Origin of the sequence: Anderseniella sp. Alg231-50, from assembly GCF_900149695.1 — a bacterium.
In the GTDB taxonomy this organism is placed as follows: domain Bacteria; phylum Pseudomonadota; class Alphaproteobacteria; order Rhizobiales; family Aestuariivirgaceae; genus Anderseniella.
This window is the reverse complement of record NZ_LT703005.1, coordinates 219,543-232,911: the sequence shown is the minus strand read 5'-3', so window position 1 is coordinate 232,911 and position 13,369 is coordinate 219,543. Positions and strand designations below refer to the sequence as shown.

The window sequence follows — 13,369 nt, the reverse complement described above, 5'->3', positions numbered from 1 at the left end:
CGACATATCGCAATTCTGTTTACTCGCAATCCGTTGGTCTTTCACCCGCATGAAATGCTGTGTTAGAGGTCTTTATGACAAATCGAACTCTTGCAATTGGCCTCGACGGCTTTGAACTTTCCCTGGCAGAACGGCTGATGTCCGAAGGGCAAATGCCAAACTTTGCGGCATTGCGGCAGCGATGCGCACGGTATGACCTGGAGAATGGTCCGTCGATGTATACGGGCCTGAGCTGGGAACATTTCAGCACAGGCAAGACCCCGAAGGAGCTTCGACGATTCTCGGCCGTCGATCTGGATACAAACCACTACCGGGTACGCCAGCGCGCGACCAACGCAAAACCCGTTTTGCGCAAGCTGACCGGTGCGAAGACAGTTGTGTTCGATGTTCCATATTGTGACCTGCAACTGGCCAGCGATCTCAAAGGCCTGACCAATTGGGGCGCGCATGATCCGGGCGTGGCCAAGTTCTCAAACCCCTCCGGTTTGCATGACGAAATTACGGAACGATTTGGCCCTTATCCCGCAACGGACTACATTTACGGTTTCGTCTGGCCCGATGAGGCTGAAACAACCAAGGCCTGTACATTGCTCGCGGAGGCTGTGGCATGCCGGCGGAAAAGTGCAAGCTGGGTTCTGAGTGAGCGGATACCGGACTGGGATCTGGCAATCGTGACGGTCAGCGAGGCCCACTCTGGTATCGAAATGGCCTGGCATGGGATCGATCCGGATCATCCGCTGAAGGATCGTGCCAGTGCCGTGGCAGGACGGCAGGGGCTATATGCCATTTACCGGGAGATCGATAAGCTGGTGGGGGAATTTGTGACGCAGTTTCCTGATGCCGATATCGTAGTGTTTTCCATGCATGGGATGGGAACAAACGACGCTGATGTTGCTGCAATGGCGCTGTTTCCCGAACTGCTTTACCGGCATCGGTTTGGCAGGTCCTATATGCGTGGTGATGTCTGGAATGTAGGCAATGACAGGCAGGCCATGGCTGATCGCGAATTCAGCTGGCATTTTGCGCTTGAGGCTGCAGTGCCGCCGCTTTGGGAGTTTGAAGCTCCGGTCGGCATCGAATTGCCGGACTTCGATTATGATCGTGACCGCGACTACCAGGAAATTGAATGGATGCCATGTTCGCGTTACCAGGCATTCTGGCCGGTAATGGACGTTTTTGCGGTCCCCGGATTTTACAATGCCCGCGCACGGGTCAACCTGGCTGGTCGGGAAGCACGCGGAACCGTCAGCGTCGCTGATTATCACGCAAAGCTGCAGGACGTACATAAACTGCTGAACGAGTGCCGCAATCTCGCAACAAATGAACCCATTGTCCGGGACGTCACGTTTTATCAGGGCGACCCGCTGAAGCTTGATGCTTCCGAGGCGGATATGGAGATCACCTGGGCCGGAAACCCGACAGGCCTGATTCATCCTGAACTGGGCCAGGTTGGACCGGTTCCGTGGCGCCGGCCAGGTGGCCACCGGATTGAGGGCGGATTTGCATGGCTGGCGGGAGAGCGGTGGAGTGCCGGGACGAAAGGCAGCACGAGTGTGAATGACATCATGCCGACGCTGGCGGAAATGGTAAATCAGCCGAATGCGGTTGCCTCAATGATCGGACGCCCAATCCCGAGCAACTGATCAATATGGATTGAAATGGTCGCCTGGCATTGTGCCGCAATCACACGGATCGGCGGGTGCTCAGGTAAATTCAGCAACCCGACATGTTCTCATTGCCCGGATGTAACGCGGTACGATCACGCAATGGCACGGCTTGTTCTTTACCTTGCAGGTGATGCCGCCTATACAGTCGGTTTATGCGGATGGATATGATTGCGCATGATTGATTCACCCCTTTTTGCAGATAAAAACCGATGTTCGATATTCGCTGGATTCGTGAAAATGCCGACGCATTTGATGCCGGCCTTGCCTTGCGGGGCGCCGAGCCCCACGCGGCACGCCTGATAGAGCTTGACGAGGCGCGCCGCACTCACTTGCAGAAATTGCAGGATGCCCAGTCACGGCGCAATTCCGCATCCAAGGAAATCGGTCAGGCCATGGGGGCAGGCGATACCGAAAAAGCAGAAGCCCTCAAGGCCGAAGTCGGTGACCTGAAGGGCATCATTCAAACGGGCGAGGAAGAAGAACGCCGCATTGATGACGAGCTGAATGCAATTCTGAGTACACTGCCGAACCTGCCGCTGGAAGAGGTGCCCGCCGGCAAGGACGAGGCGGACAATGTCGAGGTGCGCCGGGTCGGTGAAGCCAGGCCACTGAACTTCGAGGCCAGGCAGCATTTCGAGATTGGCGAAGCACTCGGCCTTATGGACTTTGAAACGGCAGCAAAAATGTCGGGTGCCCGGTTCACCGTGTTGAAGGGCGGCCTGGCCCGGCTGGAGCGGGCCATCGGCCAGTTCATGCTGGACATGCAGACCACCGAACATGGCTACACTGAGGTGAACCCGCCATTGCTGGTGCGTGACGAGGCATTGTTCGGCACCGGCCAGTTGCCGAAATTCGCTGATGACCTGTTTCACACCACAGACGAACGCTGGCTTATCCCGACATCGGAAGTGCCGCTGACAAATATGGTCAGGGAACGCATTCTTGAAACTGATGAACTGCCGATCCGGGTCACGGCGCTGACACCGTGTTTCAGGGCGGAAGCCGGCGCTGCCGGCCGCGACACCCGAGGCATGATCCGGCAGCATCAGTTCTGGAAGGTCGAGATGGTATCCGTCACGGCGCCGGAAACGTCGCGCGATGAGCTGAACCGTATGACCGGGTGTGCCGAAGAGGTATTGAAGCGTCTCGGTCTTCCCTACCGGGTTATGGCGCTGTGCGCCGGCGACATGGGTTTTGGCGCACAGATGACCTATGATATCGAAGTCTGGCTGCCCGGTCAGGATGCCTATCGCGAGATTTCCAGCTGCTCGGTGTGTGGTGACTTCCAGGCGAGGCGCATGAATGCGCGGGTGCGCGAGGAGACCGGCAAGGGTACCCGTTTCGTTCATACCCTGAACGGATCAGGCCTGGCCGTCGGGCGCACGCTGATTGCGGTGATGGAGAATTACCAGCAGGCAGACGGCACCATCACCATACCTGAGGCGCTCAAGCCTTACATGGGTGGTATCGACACCATTGGTGCAGCTTGATGTTGACCCGCGCGAACGGCGAACCGTACCGTATCCTGCTGGCCAATGATGACGGCATAAATGCGCCTGGTCTTGAAGTGCTGGAAGCAATCGCGGCTGACCTCAGCGATGATGTCTGGGTGGTGGCACCGGAGCGTGAACAGTCCGGGGCAGGGCGATCCATTTCGCTGTCGCACCCCTTGCGCATGCGCGAGCTTGGCCCGCGCCGGTTTGCCGTCGAGGGAACGCCGGCCGACAGCGTGCTGATGGGGGTGCGCCACATCATGCCGGATGTGCCGGACCTGATCCTCTCCGGGGTCAATCGCGGCCAGAACATAGCTGATGATGTGACCTATTCCGGCACTATCGCTGCGGCGATGGAAGGAACTGCGCTGGGTATCAGGTCAATGGCCCTCAGCCAGACCTACGGTATTGCGGGACGCAACGTGCCCTGGGACACCGGGCGCAGTCTCGGTGCACAGATCGTGAAAGATCTTGTGCAGACCAGGCCAGAGCCGGGCGTGTTGCTGAATGTCAATTTTCCCGACTGCGATGCCGGTGATGTAAAGGGCGTTCAATTTACCCGGCAGGGCCAGCGTGATCAGAATCTCCTGATGCTGGATCAGCGAACCGATGCGCGTGGCCGCGACTATTTCTGGATCGGTTTCAAGCGCCAGCAATCAAACCCGCCTGAAGGCACTGATATTCATGCCGTGTATAACGGCTTTGTGTCGGTGACGCCGCTGCATGCCAACCTGACGCAGCTTGATCTGTTGGCGCAATTGCAAAACGGCCAGACTTAGGGCACGACATGCATCATGACGGCGACCGACCAACAGAAGATTGAACTCATCATGGGACTCAGGTCCCGTGGCATTCGCGATACCAGGGTACTTGAGGCAATCGAAACCGTGCCGCGGGAAGTTTTCGTGCCGGATACCTTCCAGGACCTGGCTTACGCCGACCAGGCGCTTCCGATTGAATGCGGACAGACGCTGTCGCAACCGTTCATTGTGGCTTTCATGACCGAGAAGCTGAAAGTCGGTGAACGCATGAAAGTGCTGGAGATCGGCACCGGCAGTGGATATCAGACCGTTATCCTGGCCCAGCTGTGCCGCCGGATTTACACCATCGAACGATACCGGACATTGCTCAAGTCTGCTGAACGGCGCTTTGCGGAGCTGAGGCAAGCCAATATAACAACCCTGCTGGGTGACGGGAACAAGGGGTGGCCCAAGCAGGCGCCGTTTGAGCGCATCATCGTGACCGCGGCCGCGCCGCAACTGCCGCGCCAGCTGATCGAACAGCTGGCTGTGGGTGGAATTCTCGTTGTGCCGGTCGAAGTGTCTCCCGGCAGGCAGGAAATCCTGCGTATTACCCGTACGGAAGAAGATTTTACCCGTGAAAGCTTAATGCCTGTGCGCTTTGTGCCGCTTGTTGAAGGCATTGCGAGAGGTATGTAGCCCGCTGTTTTCTGCGAAATCTGAAAACTTTACGCAAAAAGCGCAGTGGTTTTTTAACTGATAAACTCCTCCTTAACCTAAACCATTCACTATCGGCTCCAGTCCAGTTTGTAAGTTCTGTGTTTGGGGTAAGGGTATGAGTACGACTTCCAAAATTTCACGCGTTTTCGCCGCGACGGCTACAGCCGCCCTTCTGGCAGGTTGTTCCGCATCTTCTGATCGCTTTGCCGACTATCCGAGCATCGCCACAAATTCCGTTTCCAAGAAAGAGACCAAGTCTGCCGCCGTTGACAGGGTTGAGACATCACCATTGTCCGGTGACCGTGTCGCCAATGCGCGTCCGTCATGGCAGAACGCACCGTCTCCTTCAGCCGGTTACACACCACCTGCGACGAGCTATCGTCAGCAGGCCCGTGCACCTGCGCCGAGCTATCGTGCACCGGCTGCTGCACCTGCGCCAAGCTATGCGCCTGCCAGCAATGGCACGGTTACCGTGCGTCCCGGCCAGACCATGTATTCGCTGGCCCGCGCCAATGGCCTGAGTGTCAGCCAGCTTGCGCGTGCCAACAATATTCGTGCGCCTTACACACTTGCTGTTGGTCAGCGCCTGAGTGTGCCGGGAACCAGTAATCCGGTTTCGCCGCGCCCGACAGTGGCATTTGCCAACGCGCCGGCACCACGTGCACAGGTGCAGTCCGGATCGCAGAGCAACGGCGTACATGTCGTCCGCCGTGGCGAAACGCTCTATTCGCTGGGCCGTGCCTATGAAATGCGCCCGCACAGGATCGCCGCCCACAACGGTCTGAGCATGAACAGCGGTCTCAGCATCGGTCAGCGTGTGCGCATTCCAGGTGGCGGCATTCAGTCTCCGGTCGCGGATGCAGCACCGGCTCGCCTGCCGCAGCAGAGACTTGCCGCGAGAACACCGGATTACCTGGATCAGACCCAGCCGGTTACCCGCCAGCCGGCTCCTGTCCTGAGGCAGGAGACGCAGATCCCACGGGCTGACAATGGCAGTGGCTTCCGCTGGCCTGTCCGTGGACGGGTGATCTCAAAGTTTGGTTCCAAGCCGAACAACACCCGCAATGAGGGTATCAATATTGCAGTTCCGGAAGGAACCGGGGTTCGTGCCGCTGAGGCCGGTGTCGTTGCCTATGCCGGCAACGAGCTGAAAGGCTATGGCGAACTGGTTCTGGTACGTCACCAGAATGGCTGGGTGACCGCATATGCCCACAACAGTGAACTGATGGTGAAGCGCGGTGACGCGGTTCGCCGCGGTGACGTGATTGCCCGCGCCGGCAAGACCGGATCGGTAAAGACCCCGCAGGTACACTTTGAAGTGCGCCAGGGTGCAACCGCGGTTGACCCGATGAAATACCTGTCGTCGCGGACGGCGTCTAACTAGATCGACATGGGTTCAACAGAATCCATAAAGTTGATCTAGCACTTTGGAAACGATCAGTTTCATGATTTTTGATTGTTTCATTCAAAAATCATACTGATCGAGGAACTGCAGGAACCCTGCAAACTGGACAGTTCCCGGACGAAAGCAGGCCCGGTCTCTGATGAGACCGGGCCTGTTTTGATTTCGCGAGCTCGAACCCGGCGTTACTGGCCAAACAGGGGCGTGTCAAAATCGATATTCAGACCGACACGGGCCGCATGGAAACTGACATCGGACTCACCGGAAACCGGAACAAACAGTCTACCCTCGAAGACGGTATCTGATCCAAGGTCAACATAGAGATATTCAAGTTTGAGCTTCATGTTTGACCTGAGCATGGTCTCCACGCCTGCTCCGGCTGTCCAACCGAGACGTATATCGGTGTTTGAAACACTGCTGCCTCTTCCTCTGAAGGACACTCCGAAAGAATTGGATACCTCTCCGTATGCCAGGCCACCGGTGGCATAAAACAGAAAATCGTCATCGAGCAGGATACCGGCGCGTGCGCGTGCGGTACCAAACCAGTTCACGTCGCTGGTGAATGTACCCAGCTGAAGCGGGCCGAAGCTGATTAGCGAGCCGGGTTCAGTAGACAGATCGGCGCCGTTGAAATCGGCCTCGAGCCCGAAAACAAACCGGTCATGCTGAAGATTGTAACCAAGTTGGGCACCGCCAATCAGGCCGGTGTCCAGATCAAAACTCCTGGTAACTGATAAATCCCGACCGAAAATTCGGGCGGTACCGGTGGCCGAGTCAGAACCACTGTGGCCGATGCCGACATTAACGCCGCCGTACAAACCGTTCCATTGCGGCAGCTCGTCCGCAGACGCAGAGGCCAGTCCGATTGCTATTGACGACACGCATGCCGCCGCCGCTAAAAGGTACTTTTTCATTACGCATCCCACTAACTTACTAATTCTATTGGCCAATTCTTCGATTCGCCTTGATTCACCCCTTGCATGTAGTTGGTAGCTAGTCAACACGTATGTCTAGGTTTCGCCATAATTTTCAAATGTGTGACATATTTGCCACACTGTGTTTGTATACAGAGGAAATCTGCTTGACTTACTGAATCAGAACAACATGTTACGAATGTATTCCGGGCGCGGCTGAATTTAACCAGGGGGCTATGAGCCTCGTTTCATCCCGAAGTGACGGGTGGTTTGTTGCTGCTGGCGTGGAGTCGAGTCGAAACATACCGGTGATGATATCACCACTTGAATTCCGGAAAATTCTGCCGAATATGGCGCCACTCGTGATTCTCAACGAAGGAAAACAATATGATTGAAGTATGGGGAAGACGGTCTTCCATCAATGTGCAGAAGGTTCTTTGGGCGCTCGGCGAAACCGGCCAGCCATTTGAACGCCATGCTGCCGGCGGCCAGTTCGGCGGCCTTGATGACAAGGCATTCCTTAAGATGAACCCGAACGGGCTCGTACCGGTCATGAAGGACGGCACGGTTACCCTGTTTGAGTCCAACACCATGATGCGTTATCTGGCGCGCAAGTACGGCAAGGACAATATCCGCCCGCGCGGCCAGAAGCCGTGGGCGCTGGCTGACCAGTGGACAGACTGGACCGCGACCACGCTGAACCCGCCAATGTTCACCATTCTTTTCGACACCGTGCGGGCCACGCCGGAACAGAAAAATCCGGCAGCGGTAAAAGAGGCGGAGCGGAAAGCAGGTGACCTGTTCAAGATCGCCAATCGCGCCATTGGCCGCAAGCCATGGCTCACCGGGCGTCACTTCAACTATGCCGATATCGCGCTCGGTGTGTATTTCTGGCGCTACATGGCATTTGATATCGCCAAGCGGCCGAAATTGCCGAACCTGGATCGCTGGCTGGAGCAGATCAAGGAACGTGATGCGTTCAAGCAATGGGGTCTGGTGCCGGTCGGCAACTCGCCGGAAGAATGGACTGCCAACGAGAAGGCATTGGGTTAAGCCGGTTTCCTTATCGCCGTTACAGCAGCCCGGATCACCATGGTCCGGGCTGTTTTCCTATGTAAGAGCCTTGCCGAGGCGTCCGGCAAGATCCTGCACATACTGCCAGGCGACCCGGCCTGAACGGCTGCCGCGGGTGGTCTGCCATTCAATGGCCTCCGCGCGGAGCTGGTCTTCGGCAATAGTCAACTTGAAGTGATTGACGTAGCCCCGGATCATTTCGAGGTATTCGTCCTGCGAACAGGAATGGAAGCCGAGCCACAGTCCGAACCTGTCGGACAGGGAGACTTTCTCCTGAACAGCCTCCGACGGATTGATGGCGGTGGAACGTTCATTCTCGATCATGTCACGTGGCAGGAGGTGGCGCCGGTTGGAAGTTGCATACAATAACACATTGTCGGGGCGTCCCTCGATTCCCCCATCGAGTGCGGCTTTCAGTGATTTGTAGGATGTATCCTGACTGTCGAACGACAAATCGTCACAAAAAATGATGAAACGGTAGCCGGACTGATCGCGCAACTGACCCATCAGAACAGGCAGGCCCTCAATGTCCTCGCGGTGGATTTCTATGAGCTTCAGCTTGTGATCATGCTGGGCCGTTATGGCAGCGTGAGATGCCTTGACCAGTGAGCTTTTGCCCATGCCGCGCGCGCCCCACAACAGCGCATTGTTGGCAGGCAGTCCCCTTGCAAAGCGTACCGTATTGTCGACCAGGATGTCGCGAACCCGGTCAATTCCGTGCAAAAGTACCATTTCCACCCGGTTTACCCGGGGTACAGGCTGCAGTGTGCAGGTCGCCGCGTGCCAGACGAACGCATCAGCAGCATCATAGTCTGCATCTTGTGATTGCGGCGGCGCGGATCGTTCCAGCGCGCCGGCAATTCGGTCAAGGCGGTTCAGGATATCGTCCAGACGGTCATTTGGCATAAGGATATTCGCAAGCTCTGGTGTTGGCGGAAATCAGGTTGAGATGGCTTTACGGCCTGATACACAGTGTTGCAAGGCCGGTGGGTAACAAGGCGTTACTGTTGCATTGCGCTCACGCAGGGCTATATACCAATTCACGGATTCGGTTTCAGGAGATTAGACCATGTTTATTTCACCCGCTTACGCACAGGCCGGTGGCGCACCGGGCGCTGATATATTCTCGCTGCTTGCGCCGATCATCATGATCATGGCCATCTTCTGGTTTCTGATCCTGCGCCCGCAGCAAAAGCGGATGAAGGCACATCAGGAACTGGTTTCGAATGTCCGGCGTGGTGACACCATTGTGACCGCCGGGGGGATTGTCGGCAAGGTCACCAAAGTGGTTGATGACGGAGAAATCGTCGTTGATACCGGCGAGGGCGGAAAGTTCCGCATGATCAAGAGCGCTATTACTGAAGTGCGGGTCAAGGGTGAACCGGCCAAAGCCGACTGAGTATCTGCCGGGTTTTGCTTTTGACGGTGAACCGGCAAATTTTGGCCGGCGATTGCGAACAAACAACATACCTCTATTTCGGGGACTGATCAGACTGCCATGTTGCATTTTTCCAAGCTGAAGGCTTTTGTCGTTATCGGTATCGTGTTGCTTGCCGGGCTCATGGCAATGCCCAATCTGCTGGCCGAAAAGTCCCGCGAGGCGTTGCCCAATTTCATGCCGAGCCAGGCACTGACACTGGGGCTCGACCTGCAGGGCGGCAGTCACATCCTGCTGGAAGTGGACGTTCCATCACTGAAGGATACCCTGGAGAAGCAACTGGTCGGAGATGTCCGGCTGCGCCTGCGCGATGCCAAGATCCGCTATGCCAACCTGAAACGCACCGGCAATGGGGCAAGCGTCACTATTTCCGAGCCGGCCAGGGCCGAAGAGGGCTTCACCATATTGCAGGGGCTTTCCCAGCCGCTGGACACCGGGCTGTTCGGCCAGGGCGTGCAGGTTCAGGAATTCGACGTTGTCCGCAATGGCCAGAATGTCAGACTGACGTTTTCCGAAGGAGGCCTGCAGACCCGGATCGGCCGGGCAGTGCAGCAGTCCATCGAGGTTCTTGGTGTCCGCATCAACGAACTGGGAACGACCGAACCGACCATTCAGCAGCAGGGCACCGACCGGATACTGGTCCAGGTGCCCGGTCTGCAGGATCCTGAGCGTCTGAAGGATCTGCTGGGCAAAACTGCGCTGCTGCAGTTCAGGTTACTCTGCGATAATCAACCGCAGGGGGCAGGTGGACAGGTTCCTCTGGGGTGTGAAGAGATACCTGAAACGTTCGACGAAGATAAAGGTGAAACCCCTTCCATCTTCTATTGGGTGCAGACTTCGCGGTCAGCGACGGTTGATGGCGAAGATCTTAATGACGCCCAGACCGGTTTTGACCAGCGCACCAACGAGCCGATTGTGAATTTCCGCTTCAATACCGCCGGTGCCCAGCGCTTCTGCCGCCTGACCCAGAACAATGTCGGTCGTCCGTTCGCTATTGTCCTTGACACTAAAGTTGTTTCAGCGCCTCGCATCAACGAACAGATTTGTGGCGGGTCCGGTCAGATTTCCGGGGATTTCTCGACTCAGGAGGCCAACGATCTGGCCATCGTTTTGCGGTCCGGCGCCCTGCCGGCCAAGCTGACGATTGTTGAAGAACGCACGGTTGGCCCCAGCCTTGGTTCCGACTCTGTTGAAGCCGGTTTCCGCGCATCCATCATCGGCCTGATCGGCGTGCTGATCTTCATGGTCATCTCCTACGGGCTTTTCGGCCTGTTTGCCGTGCTGGCGCTGGTGGCCAACCTGACGATGATTTTGGGAACACTGTCATTCCTGGGCGCGACGCTGACATTGCCCGGTATCGCCGGGATTGTTCTCACCATGGGCATGGCGGTGGATGCCAATGTGCTGGTGTTTGAGCGAATACGTGAGGAGGTCGCCAATGGCCGATCGCCGCTGAACGCCATCGAGACCGGTTTCCGTATGGCGCTTGCCACTATTCTCGATGCCAATATCACCACGCTGATCGCCGCGGTTATCCTGTTCGGCATGGGGTCCGGGCCTGTACGTGGATTTGCCGTGACGCTGGGTATCGGCATCCTGGCAACCGTGTTCACCGCATACACAGTGACCCAGCTCATCATTTCCGGGTGGATCAAGCTGAGCAGACCCAAGACGGTGCCGCTATGACCGGCCGCAAGATCATCAGGAGATCGAGACCATGAGGCCGCTTCGCTTCGTTCCGGACAATACCAAGATCGCGTTCATGAAGTTCGCGCGCCCGGGCTTTTATGTCTCGGTCGCAGCCGTGTTGCTGTCAATCGGATTGTTTTTTGCAATCGGCCTGAATTACGGCATCGACTTCAAGGGTGGTACGCTGATTGAAATCAGAACCGAACAGCCTGCCGATCTCAACGAGCTGCGCACCACCATTGGCGGGCTTGGACTTGGCGGCTCGGAATTGCAGGAATTCGGCGAACCGACAGATGTGCTGATCCGGATCGAGACACAAGAAGGCGGTGAAGAGGCACAGCAAAAAGCAATTCAGACGGTAAAAGATGCGCTCGGACCCAACGTGGACTACCGGCGTGTTGAAGTGGTCGGTCCAAAGGTCTCCGGTGAGCTGGCACGCGACGGTATCCTGGCCATCCTGCTGGCGTTCGTTGCCATCATGATCTACATCTGGCTGCGGTTTGAATGGCAGTTCGCCATCGGCACGGTAGCGACCCTGGTGCACGATGTGGCGCTGACAATCGGGCTGTTTGCAATCCTGCAACTGCAGTTTGACCTGACCATCATTGCAGCGCTTTTGACCATCGTCGGATACTCGCTCAATGATACGGTGGTGGTGTTTGACCGCTTTCGCGAGAACCTGCGCAAATACAAGAAGATGAATTTCAACGAGATGGTGGACATGTCGCTCAATCAGACGCTGCCGCGTACTTTGATGACATCGATTTCCACCCTCGTGGCGCTGATATCTCTTTATGTGTTTGGCGGAGAAGTGCTGCGCGGATTTACGTTTGCCATGATATGGGGTGTTGTTATCGGCACCTATTCATCGATTTTCATCGGTGCGCCGCTATTGTCCTTGCTGGGCGCTTACGTTGACCGCGCACCGACACCTGGACCCGGTGACAACCCGCAGGCAGAGATTGCGCAACCCTGATGAACGACGCACCGTTTTTGCCCGAGCGCGTTGCGATTGACGCCTATGGCAATGGCGGGTTCCGGTTTCGCGATCTGTCGCACAAGGGGTCATTGCTGTGTCTGCCAGGCGGCGTTTACGGATGGCCGCCGGTAAAGCCGGAGAATCTGCGATTGTCCGACTTTGCCCAGGTACTGGGAAGTCCTGAAGGTGTCGGGTTTGTTCTGCTTGGCACCGGCGACAACCAGGTTTTCCCGTCCGGCGACATACGCCGGGCGTTTGTGGAAGCGGGTATCGGGCTTGAGCCGATGGCCACCGGGGCGGCGGTTCGAACCTACAATGTGTTGTTGCAGGAAGGCCGCGACGTGGCATGTGCGCTGATTGCGGTTGATCATCATCGGAGCGGGTCATGAGTACATTTCCGGCAGAACTGATGGAGCAATTGCTCGAGGACCTGCGCGAAAGTGACCGCGACCGGTATTTGTGCCTGTTGCTTATGCCGGAGCGGTCACGCGGGTTTCTTGCCGGCCTGTTCGCGTTCAATTCCGAGCTTGCCCAGATCCGCGAGAGGGTAACAGACCCGGCTGCCGGTGAAGTGAGGCTTGCCTGGTGGGGTGAGGTCATTGATGCAATTTATGTCGGGCAGACCGTCGATTCACCGCTGGCACAGGCGCTGGCCCGCGCCATAGAGGCAGGCGACCTGCCGCGGCACTCGTTTCAGGCCATGCTGGATGCCCGCCGGTTCGATCTGTTTGATGATCCGGTGCCGGACCTCAATACGCTGGAGGGCTATCTGGGTGAAACATCGTCTGCCGTTCTTCAGATGAGTGCCTTGATCATGGCCGGTGATGACGGTCTTGAATGCGCCGAAGTCTCCGGTCTGGCCGGTGTCGCGATGGGGCTGACCGGTCTGATGCGGTCCTTGCCGATACACCGGGCGCGCGGACAATGCATGATACCGGTGGACATGCTGGCAAAGCATGACTTGACCCAGGCACACGTGCTGTCGGGCAGGGGTGGTGCCGGGCTTGAACTGGTGTTGCTGCAATTGTGCCGGCATGCAAACAAGCGGCTCGAAGAGGCCCGCGAAATGTGGCATCTGGTCCCGGATGCGGCGGTCAAGGCGTATCTGCCCGTGGCCCTTGTGCCCAGTTACCTGAAGAAGCTGGAGCGGGCTCGTGCATCCCTGACGAGGAAGGTGGTCACGTCACCACAATGGATGCGGCAACTGCGCTTGCTGAATGCGGTGCGCAGTGAAGCATTCTGAAGCGCTTCAG

At 57.1% G+C, this 13,369-nt stretch carries 13 protein-coding genes; 11 read left to right on the top strand and 2 right to left on the bottom strand.

From position 1 onward, the window contains the following. Positions 1 to 74: 74 nt before the first annotated feature. From DHN55_RS17320 to DHN55_RS17300, 5 genes are all read left to right on the top strand, one after another. Positions 75 to 1,643 carry an alkaline phosphatase family protein gene (locus DHN55_RS17320; protein ID WP_108882786.1) on the top strand — a complete coding sequence of 523 codons (1,569 nt, stop codon included), beginning with the start codon at positions 75 to 77 and terminating at the stop codon, positions 1,641 to 1,643. A gap of 233 nt (positions 1,644 to 1,876) precedes the next feature. Next, the gene (gene serS / locus DHN55_RS17315) at positions 1,877 to 3,157 is read left to right on the top strand and encodes a serine--tRNA ligase (protein ID WP_108882785.1); all 1,281 of its coding nucleotides are present in this window, start codon (positions 1,877 to 1,879) and stop codon (positions 3,155 to 3,157) included. Further along, on the top strand, positions 3,157 to 3,939 hold the full coding sequence (gene surE / locus DHN55_RS17310; RefSeq protein ID WP_108882784.1) for a 5'/3'-nucleotidase SurE: 783 nt from the start codon (positions 3,157 to 3,159) through the stop codon (positions 3,937 to 3,939). The genes serS and surE overlap by 1 nt, the downstream gene beginning before the upstream one ends. A 15-nt stretch (positions 3,940 to 3,954) precedes the next feature. Continuing rightward, the gene (locus DHN55_RS17305) at positions 3,955 to 4,599 is read left to right on the top strand and encodes a protein-L-isoaspartate(D-aspartate) O-methyltransferase (RefSeq protein WP_108882783.1); all 645 of its coding nucleotides are present in this window, start codon (positions 3,955 to 3,957) and stop codon (positions 4,597 to 4,599) included. A 136-nt stretch (positions 4,600 to 4,735) separates the two neighbouring features. Next, positions 4,736 to 6,004, top strand: coding sequence for a peptidoglycan DD-metalloendopeptidase family protein (locus tag DHN55_RS17300; RefSeq protein WP_108882782.1), 1,269 nt, complete (start codon positions 4,736 to 4,738; stop codon positions 6,002 to 6,004). 203 nt (positions 6,005 to 6,207) lie between these two features. On the opposite strand, the gene DHN55_RS17295 is transcribed toward DHN55_RS17300, so the two are convergent. After that, positions 6,208 to 6,936, bottom strand: coding sequence for an outer membrane beta-barrel protein (locus tag DHN55_RS17295; protein WP_108882781.1), 729 nt, complete (start codon positions 6,934 to 6,936; stop codon positions 6,208 to 6,210). 387 nt (positions 6,937 to 7,323) lie between these two features. Here DHN55_RS17295 and DHN55_RS17290 point away from each other — a divergent pair, with 387 nt between their 5' ends. Then, positions 7,324 to 7,989: a glutathione S-transferase N-terminal domain-containing protein gene (locus DHN55_RS17290; RefSeq protein ID WP_108882779.1), complete on the top strand. Its 666-nt coding sequence runs from the start codon at positions 7,324 to 7,326 to the stop codon at positions 7,987 to 7,989. A 57-nt stretch (positions 7,990 to 8,046) separates the two neighbouring features. Here the strand turns inward: DHN55_RS17290 and DHN55_RS17285 are convergent, their stop codons facing one another. After that, positions 8,047 to 8,916, bottom strand: a complete 870-nt coding sequence (locus DHN55_RS17285; RefSeq protein WP_108882777.1) for a DUF815 domain-containing protein — start codon at positions 8,914 to 8,916, stop codon at positions 8,047 to 8,049. Positions 8,917 to 9,079: 163 nt separating this feature from the next. On the opposite strand from DHN55_RS17285, the gene yajC reads away from it, so the two are divergent. From yajC to DHN55_RS17260, 5 genes are all read left to right on the top strand, one after another. After that, complete coding sequence (gene yajC, locus DHN55_RS17280; protein WP_108882775.1) at positions 9,080 to 9,409, top strand: preprotein translocase subunit YajC; 330 nt, start codon at positions 9,080 to 9,082, stop codon at positions 9,407 to 9,409. A gap of 99 nt (positions 9,410 to 9,508) precedes the next feature. Next, a complete protein-coding gene (secD, locus tag DHN55_RS17275; protein WP_108882773.1) occupies positions 9,509 to 11,134 on the top strand; it encodes a protein translocase subunit SecD in 1,626 nt (541 codons plus the stop codon). A gap of 31 nt (positions 11,135 to 11,165) precedes the next feature. Beyond that, on the top strand, positions 11,166 to 12,113 hold the full coding sequence (gene secF, locus DHN55_RS17270) for a protein translocase subunit SecF (protein WP_108882771.1): 948 nt from the start codon (positions 11,166 to 11,168) through the stop codon (positions 12,111 to 12,113). Beyond that, positions 12,113 to 12,505 (top strand): MTH938/NDUFAF3 family protein, encoded by a 393-nt coding sequence (locus DHN55_RS17265; RefSeq protein WP_108882769.1) that lies wholly within the window; start codon positions 12,113 to 12,115, stop codon positions 12,503 to 12,505. Before secF ends, DHN55_RS17265 begins: the two co-directional genes overlap by 1 nt. Beyond that, positions 12,502 to 13,359, top strand: a complete 858-nt coding sequence (locus DHN55_RS17260) for a squalene/phytoene synthase family protein (protein ID WP_108882768.1) — start codon at positions 12,502 to 12,504, stop codon at positions 13,357 to 13,359. The genes DHN55_RS17265 and DHN55_RS17260 overlap by 4 nt, the downstream gene beginning before the upstream one ends. Positions 13,360 to 13,369: the final 10 nt, after the last annotated feature.